This is a genomic window from Ruminococcus sp. 210702-SL.1.03, assembly GCF_020559915.1.
In the GTDB taxonomy this organism is placed as follows: Bacteria; Bacillota; Clostridia; order Oscillospirales; family Ruminococcaceae; genus YE71.
This window is the reverse complement of the sequence record NZ_JAJCLZ010000032.1, coordinates 1-15,917: the sequence shown is the minus strand read 5'-3', so window position 1 is coordinate 15,917 and position 15,917 is coordinate 1. Positions and strand designations below refer to the sequence as shown.

At 41.8% G+C, this 15,917-nt stretch carries 12 protein-coding genes and 2 pseudogenes; 10 read left to right on the top strand and 4 right to left on the bottom strand.

Annotated elements, in window-relative coordinates; all coding sequences use genetic code 11:
* Positions 1 to 925, bottom strand: a pseudogene (locus tag LI114_RS11795) (relaxase/mobilization nuclease domain-containing protein); the annotation flags it as partial.
* A complete protein-coding gene (locus LI114_RS14200; protein ID WP_264468301.1) occupies positions 841 to 1,512 on the bottom strand; it encodes a MobC family plasmid mobilization relaxosome protein in 672 nt (223 codons plus the stop codon). The gene LI114_RS14200 and the pseudogene LI114_RS11795, both read right to left, overlap by 85 nt.
* A 947-nt stretch (positions 1,513 to 2,459) precedes the next feature.
* Between LI114_RS14200 and LI114_RS11785 the strand changes: the two genes are divergently transcribed.
* From LI114_RS11785 to LI114_RS11775, 3 genes are all read left to right on the top strand, one after another.
* On the top strand, positions 2,460 to 2,858 hold the full coding sequence (locus tag LI114_RS11785; RefSeq protein WP_227220850.1) for a hypothetical protein: 399 nt from the start codon (positions 2,460 to 2,462) through the stop codon (positions 2,856 to 2,858).
* A gap of 153 nt (positions 2,859 to 3,011) precedes the next feature.
* The gene (locus tag LI114_RS11780; protein WP_227220848.1) at positions 3,012 to 3,218 is read left to right on the top strand and encodes a hypothetical protein; all 207 of its coding nucleotides are present in this window, start codon (positions 3,012 to 3,014) and stop codon (positions 3,216 to 3,218) included.
* Positions 3,219 to 3,308: 90 nt separating this feature from the next.
* A complete protein-coding gene (locus tag LI114_RS11775; RefSeq protein WP_227220852.1) occupies positions 3,309 to 4,934 on the top strand; it encodes a recombinase family protein in 1,626 nt (541 codons plus the stop codon).
* Between the two features lie 382 nt (positions 4,935 to 5,316).
* Here LI114_RS11775 and LI114_RS11770 read toward each other — a convergent pair.
* Positions 5,317 to 5,901 (bottom strand): annotated as a pseudogene (locus tag LI114_RS11770) (DEAD/DEAH box helicase family protein); the annotation flags it as partial.
* A 1,961-nt stretch (positions 5,902 to 7,862) separates the two neighbouring features.
* Between LI114_RS11770 and LI114_RS11765 the strand changes: the two are divergent.
* The 7 genes from LI114_RS11765 to LI114_RS11735 all read left to right on the top strand — a co-directional run bounded on the left by LI114_RS11765 (position 7,863) and on the right by LI114_RS11735 (position 15,103).
* Positions 7,863 to 8,558: a LytR/AlgR family response regulator transcription factor gene (locus LI114_RS11765; protein ID WP_015558963.1), complete on the top strand. Its 696-nt coding sequence runs from the start codon at positions 7,863 to 7,865 to the stop codon at positions 8,556 to 8,558.
* A 5-nt stretch (positions 8,559 to 8,563) separates the two neighbouring features.
* Positions 8,564 to 9,853, top strand: coding sequence for a sensor histidine kinase (locus LI114_RS11760; RefSeq protein WP_227220846.1), 1,290 nt, complete (start codon positions 8,564 to 8,566; stop codon positions 9,851 to 9,853).
* A gap of 118 nt (positions 9,854 to 9,971) precedes the next feature.
* On the top strand, positions 9,972 to 10,562 hold the full coding sequence (locus tag LI114_RS11755) for an accessory gene regulator ArgB-like protein (protein WP_022127259.1): 591 nt from the start codon (positions 9,972 to 9,974) through the stop codon (positions 10,560 to 10,562).
* A complete protein-coding gene (locus tag LI114_RS14380; protein WP_227220844.1) occupies positions 10,543 to 10,716 on the top strand; it encodes a cyclic lactone autoinducer peptide in 174 nt (57 codons plus the stop codon). Before LI114_RS11755 ends, LI114_RS14380 begins: the two co-directional genes overlap by 20 nt.
* Complete coding sequence (locus LI114_RS11745; protein ID WP_022127260.1) at positions 10,716 to 10,871, top strand: AgrD family cyclic lactone autoinducer peptide; 156 nt, start codon at positions 10,716 to 10,718, stop codon at positions 10,869 to 10,871. Before LI114_RS14380 ends, LI114_RS11745 begins: the two co-directional genes overlap by 1 nt.
* Positions 10,872 to 10,905: 34 nt before the next feature.
* On the top strand, positions 10,906 to 14,223 hold the full coding sequence (locus LI114_RS11740; RefSeq protein WP_022127261.1) for a lecithin--cholesterol acyltransferase: 3,318 nt from the start codon (positions 10,906 to 10,908) through the stop codon (positions 14,221 to 14,223).
* A 16-nt stretch (positions 14,224 to 14,239) separates the two neighbouring features.
* The gene (locus LI114_RS11735; RefSeq protein WP_022127262.1) at positions 14,240 to 15,103 is read left to right on the top strand and encodes a hypothetical protein; all 864 of its coding nucleotides are present in this window, start codon (positions 14,240 to 14,242) and stop codon (positions 15,101 to 15,103) included.
* A 237-nt stretch (positions 15,104 to 15,340) separates the two neighbouring features.
* Here the strand turns inward: LI114_RS11735 and LI114_RS11730 are convergent, their stop codons facing one another.
* The gene (locus LI114_RS11730) at positions 15,341 to 15,916 is read right to left on the bottom strand and encodes a recombinase family protein (RefSeq protein WP_227220842.1); all 576 of its coding nucleotides are present in this window, start codon (positions 15,914 to 15,916) and stop codon (positions 15,341 to 15,343) included.
* Position 15,917 lies beyond the last annotated feature (1 nt).

Genomic DNA, 15,917 nt, shown 5'->3' with positions numbered 1-15,917 from the left:
GCTTCGGATTGATAGCAGTTGCGTTAAGCATATCAAGCTGTGCCTGCCGTCTTGCCCGACGGGCTGCAAAGAACTTCTCAACCTGTTCCGCAGCAGCTTTCCTTTTTGCAGTTTCACTCGTTTCCGTGATGGTTTCAGGCTCAGCAGATTGTTTCGGCTTTGTCGGTGCGGTAACTGTCTGTGTCGGCTTCGGCTCTGTCTTTGGAACAACAGGCTTCGGCGGTTCAATGAGCATATCGGGAGTGACATTCGCCGTTGACAGCTTTTCCTGTATCTCTGCTATCTGCTCGGCAATGCGTTCGGCGGTGTAGTCTTCGCCCAGCGTTTCGGCTCTTGTGAATATTTGCTGACCGTCACCAGACAGCTTGAATTTCAGCTTGTACTTGTTCTTCGGAGTGTAAACATACTCGATGCCGCTGGCGGTACAGTTGCGGAGAAAATCCGCAAAATCACGGCTGTAAAACATAACCTCTGCAATTCTATTGCGGAGCTTTTCTTTCCACGACTTGCCCTCCTGTTGCTTCAACCGTTCAAGGTACGAAATGCCCTTGCCTTTCGGGTCAATGAGCGATATCCCGTGTTCCTTGCAAATCTCGTCCGAAATCTCACGCAGCTCTGCCCACGCTCTTTCCGACTTTCTGCCCTGATTATGCTCGGTGGTGAAGCTCAGACCGTTATACAAATTTGTGTTGTTGAAAATCACATGACAGTGCAAGTGGTCTTTATCATTGTGGACGGCGATAACATACTGATAATCGCCATTGAGATAACGGTCACAAAGCTCCTCTCCGATCTGCATAGCCTGTTCGGGTGTGACTTCGCCGGGGGCAAAACTCTGAATCATGTGATAAGCGAGGATTTGGGTGCGCCCTGTGCCTGTTCCTCGGACTGTTCGGAAGTCCTCGCTTGCTCCTGCACTGTCGCTTCGGCAAGCATAAGAGTTGACATATACACTGTTGACGGTCTTATCATCTCTTGTGATGTAAGCGATCGCTGCGCTGACTGTTGCCCTGATCGTATGGATAGAAGTGTATGCCAAATTTCATTAACCCCTCTCTTTATCTCGTCAATATCCTCGTCATAGATGTGACCTGTGCTGTAAAGTCGGACAAGTATCTGGTTGATGTTCGCTCCGATACGCTTCATAAGCCTGTTGGTTTCAGCGATCTCGGTGCGGTCGGGAGTGAGATCAACCCTCGCCCGAACGCAGTCACGGATATACTCTGTCTTGTTCTTGTAACCGTACTGCTCACACTTCGCTAAGATGTCCTGCATTTCCGATTCCGTAAAGCGTACATTCAGCGTGTATGATTTCTTCTCCCTCTTGCGTTTCAGGTACTTGCGTTCATCGTCGGTAAGCTCGTCCTCAGACTTGTGTGCAAGGGTATCGTCAAGCTCGGCAGCTACCTCTTTATCCAGAGCATTGTTGATTGCTCCCTCATAGGTCATGCCCTCGAACTCCATAGCCTTGCGCTTGGGCGGTCTGCCACGCTTCTTTTTCTCGGTTTCCATAGTGGTGTCTCCTTTGTTTTTATTTCGGCGTAAGCCGATATTTTTTTGACCGCTGTGCGGTCATTTCGGGTCTTGGGGTGTCCCCAACAAGCATTTGGTATTTTCGCTCGCTGTGCGGCGCAAAATACAATGCTTGTTATTTTTGACGCGCTGTTGCGCGGTTTTCTGCCTGCTGTATCTCTGTATCTCGCAGGCTTTCGATGCTCCGTCAGCGAATTTGGAGCTATGCGACTTCAATCTCCGCCGCTTAGGTCGGCGGTCATACTCGCTCACGCTCCTGCGTGATGCTCTCAATCATCATCGGTGTCAATATTCTAAACTGGTACGGCGCAGTTATCATGCTGGGAGTGCGGCAGTCTTATGAAATCCTTCCATAAGTTAATACCAAAAAATAGTCCGCTTCGTTAAGTATAACTGCTGAAATATTTTGTGTCGGTGATGATATGCAGGAGTGCGTGTGATCGTCACATCGTCAACCCCCTTCACTATACAACCGAGGTTTTTGAGAAAATGGCGTTGTTTTTCTGAAAAGTTTACACTTTGTTCATGAAGGTTCTCCCTTGTGCCTAAATTCAACAGCAGATTTCTATACAGAATGCGAATAGGTCACGGTGGCACTCTGATAAAACTCCCTCCATATATACAAGCACGATAAATCCAAAAACGGGCATGATTTTTGTGAAAAGATTTGCTCCGTGATAATAATTCTCCGTATTGAATAAATCAGCGGTGCTGACCTGTGCCGTATGCTGACAATATGATATGGCTTGGAATAAAAATGCTCGGTCTGCCTTTTTCAAAATTTCCCATAACAATTTCACGAATGGAAAAGTTTTATGGCGCACTCAACTTCTTGCGCAATGCGAATAGACTTTTGCTGTCCGAAAATGCTATAATATTAGCATAGGGTATTATCCCTAAATCCAAATCAATGTGAGGTGATGTGAATGAGTAAGAAGGCTACGACTGAGGTCGCTGACAACTCTGCTGATACCATCATGGACGGAGTGCTGTCTGAGAATCAGGCAAAGCTCAACAAGCTGAACAGTTCTATTCAGGCAGCCTATGAGCGCCGCCGTAAGATTATTACGGACAGCAAACTCTACACCTATGATAAGCTCTCACAGCTTTACGGCGGTGCTGAGGGGCAGGCACTTCTCGATGCTGTGACTGCGGAGCATACGCTCATCGGCAAGCTGACCGACAGCGGTATGACCTATGACCAGATCGGTGAGCTTGCTGACGATAGTTCTGCCGATGCTGACAACAGCTCGGACGAAAGCTATTCCGAAAAGTACGGTAAGCAGATGAGCTTTTCAGAAACAGATCATTCCTATTCGGAGTAACATATATTCCGACAACAAAACGGTAGCTGTATACGGGACGGCGTTTGCCGTTCCGCACAGCTCTATCATACACAACATAAAGAGGGGCAGATAGAGAAAGCAATCCCCTCACTCTATAAGCGTAGAGATAGACAAGCTAAGGAGTAACAAGCTATGAAAAAGAAAACTATGCAGGAAATGAACGAGCAGTACAAGGAATGTCCCGTTCAGGTCAACACCTATGAGGTGGACGGTACTCCGTGTATCGTTACAAGTCACTTCGTTGGTGACAAGGACATTAACGATGTCATTATGAAGTACGCTGAGAACAGGGCTATGAGTGAAATGCTCGGTACTGTTCAGACTGCGGTAACAGCTTAAAAACAATTTTCAGATACCTATTGACTTTGCCGATATATTGCGCTACAATGGATATATCGGTAAGGTCGCTTTGGGAGAAAGGAGTTAATGATGTTACCAAAGCAGACTGAATATAAAGTGGGAATGTACCTGAGACTCTCCCGTGATGATGAGCGACAGGGCGAATCCCTCTCAATCGAAAACCAGAGAAGAATACTCACCAACTATATCAACGAAAACGGTTGGACGCTTTACGATACCTATATCGACGATGGTATCAGCGGAACTACGTTTGATCGCCCAGGTGTGCAGAGATTGCTCGATGATGCAAAGGCAGGAAACATTAACCTGATACTCTGCAAGGATATGAGCCGTTTCGGACGTAATTATATCATGGTAGGTCAATATGTGGACTACATTTTTCCGATGTATAATATCCGCTTCATTGCCCTGACCGACAACATTGATACGCTCAATTCGGACAGTGCGTCTATGGATATGCTTCCGATAATGAATGTTTTCAATGAATGGCACGCTGCCAACACGTCCAAAAAGCTGAGAACCGTTTTCCAAAGTAACGCAAGAGCCGGAAAGTATATGACTACCGCAAGCTCCTATGGCTATGTTAAGGGTGATGATGAGAATTACACTCCTCAGATCGATCCCGAAGCGGCATCCGTTGTCCGCCGTATCTTTGAAATGAGAGCAAGCGGTATGGGGCATAAGTCGATTGCAGATGTTCTCAATCAGGAGCATATTCTTCCGCCGCTTGATTATCGTTATGAAAAGCTCGGCAAGCCCGTTCCAATCTATTCAAGGCATTTGTGGCAGGCTCAGACAGTCAAGCGACTGCTTGTCAATCCGATCTATATCGGAAACCTTGCTCAGATGAAAGAAACCACGGTAAGCTATAAAAACCACAAGATCATTCGCAAGGACCAGTCCGAATGGGTTATCGTTGAGAATAATCACGAACCTATCATTAGCCGTGAACTGTGGGACAAGGTGCAGGAGGTCAATGCTTCTGTGAGCCGTGGCAGATGCACAACGGAGCGTGTTACACACTCGCTGTCGGGGCTGTGCTACTGCGATGAGTGCGGTGCTAAGATGAAAATGCAGAAAACACCTGAGAATAAAAGCCCGTATTCCTATCGCTGCGGTATGCACGTTCGTTACGGCAAGAGCTATTGTTCCTCTCACAATATCAAGGGTACTATCCTTGAGGGTGCTATCTTGCAGGATATTAAGCGACAGATCGACTTTGTGATGAATGACGGCGAAGCAAGGGCAAAGTATCTTGCAAGGAAACGTGGCAATATTGCCGAGAAATCTGCTGAGGACAGCAAGCGTAAGCGTGAGATTGAAAAGCGAATTGATTACCTCGGCAAGCTGATCCGCAAGGTCTATGAGGACAGAGTGCTAGGCAATTTGCCTGACAAGACCTGTGCTGAACTGCTTGCGGACTATCAGCAGGAGAAAGAAACCTTGCAGGCTGAGCTTGATGAGATGCTGAAACGCTCGGAGACTATGGCTCAGGACGAAGCTGATGTGGACGAATATATCCGTCGTTTGAAGTCCTATGCAGGTGTCGATACACTCACAAGGCAAATGGCTATGGATCTGCTTGAATATGTGACCGTGGACAGATATGAGGGTGAGAGCAAGCCCAGAAGCATTCATATCTACTACAAGCTGATCGACAAGCCCCTGCGTGATAAGAATAACGCCCTTGCATAAGCGAGGGCAAAGACCAAAAAATAGCCAATTTCAAAGTTGGCTTTTTATTTGAAGCAAGTGAGTGTCCATAAGTCACGGGTTCTCCATTGCCCGCAGGCTTTAGCTCCCAATCGGTTTTCTGGTCGCCAAAGACCGCAACCCAGTTGTCGAAGTGCTGTAAGCCGTGGTCACGGAGGAAGTCATACTCCAAGTAACGCATCATGGTGTGCAGCTCTGTGATAGAATTGCTCAGAGGTGTGCCAGTTGCAAAGATAACGCCCTTGCCGCCTGTCTTTTCATCGAGGTATCTGCATTTGAGGAAAAGATCGAGTGCTTTCTGTGAAGCCGAGTTGGAAATTCCGGCTACATTCTGCAATTTTGTGGCGACGAACAGGTTTTTGAACTCGTGGGCTTCATCGACGAACAAACGGTCGATTCCGAGCTGCTCAAAGGTCAGCGTATCGTCCTGTCCTGCTTTTTCGAGCTTGTCAAGCTGTTTCTGCAAACTCTTTCGGGTTCGCTCCATAGCCTTGATCTGGAACTTAGAGCCTTCGCTCTTTTTCAGTTCCTCAATGCCTTGCAGAATATCGTCGATCTGGCTCTGAATGGTCATGACCTGTCTCTCTTTGGAAACAGGAATCTTACCGAGCTGAGAGTGACCGATGATAACCGCATCATAGTTGCCAGTAGCGATTTTTGCAAAAAGCTGCTGGCGATTTTCCTTCTTGAAGTCCTTTTTGGTCGCAACAAGAATATTAGCTCCCGGATAGAGCTTCTGAAAATCGTCACCGATTTGCTCCGTCAAGTGGTTTGGAACGGCAAACAGGCTCTTGGTACACAGACCTAACCGCTTGCTTTCCATAGCAGTAGCGATCATCTCAAAGGTTTTTCCGGCGCCAACACAGTGAGCGAACAAGGTGTTTCCGCCAAACATAGCGTGAGCGATAGCATTTTTCTGATGATCGTGCAAGTGAATATCGCTGTTCATCATCGGGAAAGAAAGAGCCGAGCCGTCAAACTCACGGGGACGGATACTGTTGAACAGCTCATTGTAACGCTCTACAATAGCTTCACGGCGCTGCGGATCTTTGAAGATCCAAGCCTTGAAAGCCTTGCGAATATCGTCAGCCTTACGCTGTACCACACGGGTAGCATCAATATCCACCACACGTTTTTCCTTTGTATCGCCCAAGCCGTCAGGCACTTCGATCGTCTTGTAGACCTTCGGCTCTTGCAGATTCAGCAAATGCTCAAAGATGTCATAAGCGTTCATCTTGTGTGTGCCGTACTTTTGAGTCGCAAGCACCGACCTGTCGGAAGATTTGTTGCTTACATGGAAAGAATTAGCGTGGACGGAGTATTCCACCCCTACGATAGCAGACTTGTTCCAACGTGCAGACGGACTGTCACTCCGCTGATATGCCGGAGTCTGCAACAGCTCATACATGAACTGTTCGTAATACTTCGGATCGAGCCAAGCGGCACCGAGCTTAATGTCAATATCTCCGGCTTTCAGAGGTTCAGGCATAGCCTGTTTCAGCGCCGATACGTTGATATTGAAATCGGGATCATACTCAGCGATCTCCTCAGCTTCACGGAGCTTCTTGCGAATATCGCCCGAAAGGTACTCCGAAGCCGTCTGATAGTCATTCTCCGTATGGGGAATCTTGAAAATTTCGCCAGTAAGGTCGTGCTTCAGCTCGTCCTCGGTCATGCCTGTGAGCTTTCCCATATACTCAAAGTCAACCCGTGCTTTCTCAGCAATGGAGAGCGTGAGTGCTTCAAGTGCTGTATCAACTCGTTCCACAGCCTTCGGCGGCACGATAGTCCGCTTTGTGAAAATATCGGACTTTTCAAGGAGCTTAGTCTTATCATAGCTCTTTTCCAGTCCTGCCACAAGGTTATACGAAACATCTTCCGCAAAATAACGCTTGTTGGTCTGAGAGTGGATAAGTCCGAATTTCTTATAGAAATCGTCGTATGCCACATTCAGTTTTGCCTGCAAATCCTTGATAACGCTGTCAGGCTTGTCAAGCTCCATTGCTTCGATCAGCTCACGGGTGAGGTCACGAAGCTCAATAAACGCCTTGAAACGCTTGTGCTGTGCAGTACCCTTGTCGAAACGGAACTCACAGGCAGCGTTATTTTTCTTGAAGAAAACCTGATCGTCAGAAAGGAAAAAGCTGTAATTACGCAGTTTAGAGGGAATCTGCACCTGCACACCGTCAGCCGTTTTCGCATAAACATCTCTGCCACGCTCATGACTGATCTCCGCAGACAGCTTACCGACTGCTTCATGAAGTGCCGATCTCAGGTCAAAGCCGTCCTCAGCGACAACCATTGTACCGCTGCCGTAGAGCTTATTGCCCTCGACCACCGTACCAAGCACCATATCGGGGTGCTGTTCAAAGTATTTGTTGATCGGCAGACCGTCAGCCGTTTCACCGATATGTACCCAATCAGGAATATCGGACATTTCGGCAACAGACTTGCCCTCACGCTTCTGTAAAAAGATAATATCAGTGGTCACTTCTGTGCCTGCATTATCCTTAAAAGCTCCGTTCTTGCCACCCGGCAGTCGGATCGCACCGATGAAATCAGCCTTGTCAGCCAACATCTGGCGAGTGCTTTCGTCACGCTTATCGAGTGTGCCTGCCGAGGTCACAAATGCCATGATTCCGCCATTTTTCAGCTTGTCGAGAGCTTCGGCAAAGAAGAAATCGTGCAGTTTCGTGGTATCGTGGACGGTATCTGTGAAGCACTTATAAGTACACCCACTCTTAAATCAGGCAATAGACCATATTCGATGAATATAAAATAACGCAACATGAGGCTATGTCTCCGAAACTATTAATGGAGGCATAGCTATTTTTTCTCTTGAAATAATCTCTCCGATGTGGTATAATGATAACTGATACATAAAGCATGACCAATTGTGAGGTGATTGCTATGAATATTGCTATCGTTGATGATGAACCTGTATTCTTAAAACAACTTCATAACAGATTAAGAGAAATGAAACTCCCCGACTGCGAAATACACGAATTTACAAGCGGGAGAGACTTATTGAGTTTCTATGTCAAGGGAATGTATGAAGTCATCATACTCGATGTTGAAATGCCCGATCTGACCGGATTGCAGACCGCTGAAAGAATCAGACAGATAGATGGTTCAGTTATTATTTCTTTCCTGACGAATTATGCCGAATTTGCCGTTAAGGGCTACGATGTGGGAGCGTTTCGCTATATATTGAAAAATCAGCCAGACTATGTATATACCAAACAGCTAAATTCTATCATTGCTGAGTGCCAGCAGCGATTTAGAACTTTCACTTTCAATAATAAAAATCTGTCATTCAAGTTCAGGCTGACAGATATTCTTTACTTTGAGGGACATAGAAGAAAGGTATCACTATTCACAGTTAATGGTGAATTGGAGTACGGCGGCGATTTTTCAACTGTGTGTGGCGAGTTGTTAAAGTACAATTTCGCTATTATAAACCGTGGAATACTTGTAAATCTTGACCATATACAGAATATTACCAAGTACGATATTATTCTAAGCAACGGCAGAAAAATCCCCATAGGCAAAACATATAAAGATGAGATAGTTGCTCGCTATCTTAACTATGCAACAGGGAGATGATCGAGTTGCCCGTATTGATTGAAAATATCATTGAGATTGTCAATGTAGCAATTGAAATGATGTTGGTATTCTTATACTTTTCCTTGTTGAGTAAGGCAAAAGTTAATAAAGCAGTTCTTTATCTGTCGTATCTTCTTTCTACTGTAATACTGTCAGCGACAGTTTTGTTGACAGATAATATTTTAGTGTATCTGATTACAACCATTATTCTTATTAGCTCCATGTCCTTTATTTGTTATGATGATTCAATCCGTCATAAAATATTTTGGAACATATTGTTTTTACTGATTATATCTATATCTGAACCTATTGTGATTGGATTACTTTGCATTGCTAATATGGGAACACCAGATGAATTCTTAGAGTCTGGTTTAGGACGTTATCTCGGAATGGTAGGCACAAATATAATTTATTTATGGCTTATAGGATTGATGCACCGCATAATAAACAAAAAAATTCGTGAACTGCCGATAAAATATTGGATATTGATAATAGTTATTCCAATCATAAGTATTTTTCTTTTACAAACAATGCTTGATGGATTTGTTGGCAGCAACACTTATAGTTATGTTTCTTTGGGCGTTTCTCTTGCAGGAATTATCTTTATAAACCTTGCTATGTTTAATTTCTTTGAAAGTTTTGAAGATAAGATAAAGTTAAAATACATTGAAACAATAAAGCAACAGGAACAGGAAAACTATAAGCTGCTTACCCTGTCATACAAGCAAGTACGAGAGTTTAAACACGATATTGAAAATCAATTTTTAGTTCTGAATGATATGTTGGAAAACAATGATACTGATTCTGCTAAGGAATATCTTGTCAAGCTAAGCTCATTTGTAAGGCTTGCTAACAGACTCTGCTATACTGGTAATAATGCCGTCGATTCTATTGTGAACATCAAGGGTTCTCTTGCTCAGACATACGGTATAGAGTTTATTTGCAAGGTCAATATCATAACAAATATCAAGGCAGACGAATTGGAGTTGTGCCGTATCATCGGAAACGCTCTTGACAATGCAATAGAAGGTTGCCAGAGAGCTGGTGTATCACATAAGCATATTTGGATAAGCCTAATGGAAGAACGAGAGAAGCTATTTATTGTCATTACAAATACATCAGATAAGGTAGATACATCTGTTTTAACATCAACAAAGAAAGAACAAGGGCTTCACGGCATAGGGATAAACAGTATCAAATCCTCCGTTGATAGATTGGGTGGGTTAGTAAGTTTCGATTATGATGACGGAATTTTTAAGCTGAACATTATGGTTCGTAATTGTTTACAAATTTAACTATTTGCATTTCGGGACAAGAAGACGACATTTGGGGACACTTTGAGACCTTTTTTCTCAAAACCTATTGAAAAAATTTGCAACTTGTGTTATGATTTTTGCAGGAAGTGATTCAGAAATGATTTCAAAACTTGCAAAAAGCATAGCACACTTTTTTGTGGTTCAGAACATAACGGAAGAATCCAAAGAGGTGATCTACGCATATGGAATGGAGCTGCTGATCTCTGATGTGCTGAATACCATTATCGTCCTGCTGATTGCTCTGTTTTCCCATACGCTGCCTGCGGTTGTTGTATTCATAGCCGTATTTATGGGGTTGAGACAGTTTGTAGGTGGGTTTCACGCTAACAGTCATCTTAGTTGTATGTTCACGCTTGTCATGGTGATGATGGTTTTCTCTTACGGCATTTGCAATGTAAGCGGACATATTACGCCAATATTCAGCATCAGTTTCATAATGATAGCATTACCAATCATTCTATGTATTGCTCCCGTTCCGCATCCGAATAAACCGATGTCAGAGGAAAAGAGTGTCAAGCTAAGGAAAAGAAGCTGCATCTTAGCTGTTACCCTATCCGTTGTCACGATTGCACTGCTTGTATTCCAATATCAAAAACTAAGCCTTTATGTATCAAGCGGAATGCTGCTGTCAGCAATCATGGCACTGCTCGGTCACTTTTTGAATCGGGGTGATAACAGTAAACGATGATAAGGAAAGAGAAAAACGGAGTATTTTGGCGATTGTAATTCTTGCTCTTGTAAGGCTGGTGCTGTATATCTCAAATGGCAGCGTTTGCGGTATTACGTTTTATCAACCGAAAGAGCCTGACTTATCTGAACTGTTTGAAAGGAGGGATTTGTAATGAAAAAGCTGATGAGCATAGCAAAGAAGGCTTCTACGGCACTGGCGGCTCTTGCGCTGGTGGTAGCTACCACATCAGTTCCGAGTGCTTGCTTCCATTGGTTCGCACAACCTGTAGAGCCAGAAGAGCTGAGAAACTATGTAAACAAGAAATAATTGGCAACTGTGTGTTGCAGAAAGGTGGTATGAAATGGTTAAGAATAAGATTTTGAAACGTATCGTGGCAGGTCTTAGCTGTATTGCGTTATCTACAACTATGCTTACGAGTTTACCTGCTTTTGCCGATGATTATGTTGACGAATATCAATATTACTCAACGTTAGATCCTAATGGTGAAGAGTACCAAGAATGGAAATCAAATCTGGCAAGTTCTGCTGTAAGTGTTCCCCAAAATAGAATGCTTAAAAGTATTCTCAAAAATAATACTTTAATAGCAAATGACTACATTGAGTTCAACACTGCAAGTAATGGTCACTATACTATTGGTACAATAGGAGGAAACCCTAACAGTTCAACTGATGATAATAAAAAGATGCTTTTCGGTCATCCGGGTGGAGGAACATCAAAAACAACAATTGTTGTTGGTGAAAGCATAAATGAGTTTACATCATCAAATGTAACTTATGATGCTGATGGTTCTAAAAGTGTTTCCAAAGCTTCTTATGATGGTGTTGATGTCACACAAGAACTATCTATTATTGAGAATTCGGCGACTGGACGAGATGATGTTGTTAAGATTAAGTATATCGTCAAAAATGATACAGAATACGCCAAACAAGTGGGCATAAGAATTATGATGGACACTATGCTCGGTGGTAATGATGCTGCGCCATTCAGAGTAAACGGATCTGATGTAACAACTGAAACCGTATATTCAGGTTCTAATATTCCGCAAATATGGCAAGCCTTTGATTCCGCAACTAATCCCGGTGTAGTAGCACAAGGTACATTCTACAAATCGGGAGACAGAAAACCTGATAAAGTACAATTTACTAATTGGGGAAATGTAACAAGTACGCTATGGGATTATGTGACTCAGCCAGGACGATCTAATGGAGATAGTGCAGTATCCATCACATGGAACAAAGATACTTTCACCAGTGGTGAAACACGAGAATTTGTTACCTATTATGGATTGAGTGAGTTAGAACAGAATTTAATTCCTCCGTTAGCATTAAGTGTATACGCTGATAATAAGGTTAGTATTTCCAATTTTAATTATGATGATATAAATGCAAATGTATATTTGGATAATATTGGAGATGGCGATGCGACAGATGTATCGATAAAAATCACTGCTGATAACCTTGAACCAAAGTATGGAACCTCACTTACACACAATTATTCGGTAATAAAGCCAAGTAAAAGCTATTCAATTCCTTTGAAATTTATAGTTCCAACAGATTCAAAACATAATTCTGATATAAATGCAAAATTGGATTTTGAATTATCATACAAAGTTGCCAAGACCGGTGATACAGAAGTAAAGCGAATAACCAAAAACATAACAATTCCTAAATTGAAAAGAGCCGTTGTAGTAGTACCGGGAATAATGGGAATAGATCTTGCAAAAACATCAAATGATGAAAGTGTATGGGGATCTTGGATTGAACAGCCAAGTAACTTTGATGATGTTAAAAAAATTCACAATGCGTTCCAGTCGCTCAAATGCGATTACTACGGTAATAGTAATATTGAATTATATCCTGTTAATAATTATGGATATGATGATACTTATAAAGGAATAATTGAATCACTAAATAATGATACTGATATTTCTGATAAGTATGATATCTTATTTTTCCCGTATGATTGGAGAATGGGAGCGCAAATAACGGCTAATAATCTTCATGATCTTATTAGTGATTATAATGAGGTAGTTTTTGTTGCACATAGTATGGGTGGTATTGTTACAGAAAAATACATTTCGGAATATGGTGCTGATAATATTTCTAAACAAATAACTGCCGGAACACCATTTTGGGGTGCGCCAACGATGCTTTGCGTTTTAAGCACTGGTGATTTATCATATATCATAGGAGGACTCGGGGTAGCAGAATCATTATTTACTTCATTTGAACTTCCAAGTGTTTTGGTGAATTTAGGCAGTTGTTATGATTTGTTGCCAAATAAAGATTATACAGATGACTGGCAGTGGATATATTCATATAAACGAACTTATGATCATTGGTATGATTATTTTATAGATAACGGCAATTTTACGTATTTTACATTTGACGAATTTGATGAGCTGATTTCTGATGATTATAATAATTATCTTTGGATAGATGGAAAATATAACCATAGCCGCATAAAAATATCCCAAAACAATACTAATAATCTGAAAAGAATAGCATTAGTAGGAAGTAATAGAAATACCATTTCAACTATTCAACATTGTCCTGGCGATAGAGGATTGCAATTCGTTCCAGAATATGGTATTGGCGATAGTGTAGTTCCAATTGAAAGTGCAACAATGAATTTTAATCACGATCTTTTGGATATAAAAATCTTTGATCAAGATCATATGGGGTTAATACAGAGTCAGGAATGCATAGATGAGATATTAAAAAACATAAAAGATACAAAATCATTTATGAAGCTGCCCATGAGAACAAAAATGGCAAATAACAATCTTACATCTAATGCCATAGAAGAAACCAAGACACTTTCAAATAAGCTTGCTATTTCAGGTTATTTTGATTTATTCTTTTCAAACGAAACCTGTTCATATTATTACACAAATTCAGAGGTTCATGAAGGGAATAATTTTAAATTTGACCCTTTAACATCAGTTGGCAATCCGATTTTACTGGCTCAATTTGCTGATGATAATTATGATTGTAAAATCAATTCACTTGCTGATCAAAACACTGATATTATGTGCAATATTGATGGAAACATCTATTTGTATACCAATATCTCTGTGAATAGTGGATCTGTATTATTCTTAAATTTATCAGATGGTTCATTTTTTATTAACATTGATCTTGATAATGATGGTGAAATAGATACAACTGTTACGCCAACTATCAATCCAGGGGTAATTCAAGATGATGAGAAATCACCTGAAATAACAGTAGAATCTTGCAATGCAGGTATTAGTAACTCAAATACTATAAATCCCAATATAGTTATAACTAACAACTCTGACAAGCCTTTAAAAATGAGTGATATAACTATAAATTATGTATTTAATGCAGACAATAAAGAAAACCTTGAATACCATTGCGACTGGCTTGCTGTAGATAATCAATACTTAGGTAATACTTCGGTTTGTGAATTTGTTAATGACGATTACGGAAATACATATGCAAAAATCAAATTTAATACCGATGTTGAACTTCAACCTAATAAACAGTTTGTAATCCATTTTAGACTAAATGCAGCAGATTGGTCTAATTGGGATACATCGAATGATTATTCAATGGGAACAGAACAGCTATTGCCAAATGATAAAATAATTGTTTTTTATAATGAACAGCTTATAAGCGGTGTCCAGCCTTGAAGTAGAGGTTGAAGCAATGAAAAAAACAATTATAATTATAATTATATCATTATTAGTTACGGCAGGCACTTTTGTTTTATCTAAGTATCACAACAGAGATAAAATGATGACTCAAATGAATAAAGATATACAAGATTATTATTATATAAGCTGTCCAAATGGAAATGAGCTTGACATCAAGCAAAAGAGCAGTAATGAATATCAATACTCTATTCTTAGTTATCCTTTTAGCACAACAGAATACACTAACAAATTTACATTCAGATTAAAAGTGAGTCTTGATCAGAAATTCATATTTGAAAAAATCGGCTTATTGACAGGCACAAGCGGAGTAAACGCAAATACAGACTTTCCTAATTGTCTTATTAAAGAAAATGATTCTTCTCAATATCAACGTTTTTTTCTCCCCACGCCAGAAGAAGATAATGATGTTTCAACAATCCTTGGCGAAGGCAAAATATATGTATCATTCAAGAATGCAATCAATTCATCAGATATATCATCTGTAATAGATGAATATAGTGAATACGGAACAGTGACATGGCTTTGGGTCGATACTTACAATGATTCTGATTCAACACTACCAACGATTCAAAATCCTCAAAATGACGAAAGAGGAGTGTATGGTATCCCGTTGTTCTATGCTGGCGAAAAGCTCATTTCACCATTAGATAAGTTTGTTAATATAATAAATGATAAACACGCTTATTTGGAAGACGAATTTGAAAACATAAGAAACGGTATTAATACAGGTAAAGATACTATTAAGCAATCTGATATTAATATTATAGGTATTGTTTTATTGTCCCAAAAAGATTTGAACCGTAGTGCCATAATAAACGAAATCGCCATAAAGGGAAATGTCTATGTAGTTAACTAAACTATAAATTTATTGTTATCTTGTTTTATTGCCAAATACTATATTTTTCGTTCCACACAAGTCTGAATAGGCATTGTGGGGCACACCACAACAGGCACAAACTCTATTGGAACTGAATAACCGCAAGCCCTCGGAAATGCTCTTGTAAGCGTTTCTGAGGGCTTTTTCTTTTCAGCGGTTAGAATTCCGCTCCGCAGGCTCGGATAGTGATGTGTGGCATTTCCGTTCGCCTGACGGTCAAGCTGAGGTCGGCTCGGTGATGCCGTGACGGAGTTCATACTCACGCACACGGCGGTAGAAAGTATTTGCTGACATATTCATTCTCCGCATAAAGTCCCTGCCCGTGATGTGCTTGGCTCTCCATTCCCCATAGAGCTGACCGAACCTCGTCCAGTCGGTGGGGATAGGCTTTCGCCCGGTGTACTTGCCCTGAGCCTTAGCGATCTCGATGCCCTCACGCTGTCGCTGTTTGAGCTGCTCACGCTCCAACTGTGAGAGTGCAGCGAACACGGTGAGCATAAATTTGCCCGCAGGAGTGTCGGTGTCAATTTTCTCCTTGTGGCTGATGAGCGTTACTCCCTTGTCTGTGAGGGTGTCGATGATGTTCAGCAAGTCCTTTGTGGAGCGTCCCAGACGGCTGATACTCTCGATGTAGAGGGTGTCACCCTCACGCACATAGTCAAGCATTGCCCTGAGCTGAGGGCGGTCGGTGTTCGCTCCTGACAGCTTCTCGGAGAAGATGCGGTCAACCTGATAACTGCACATGATCTCCTGCTGTCTCGCTGTTTCCTGATGCTCCGTAGAAACACGGATA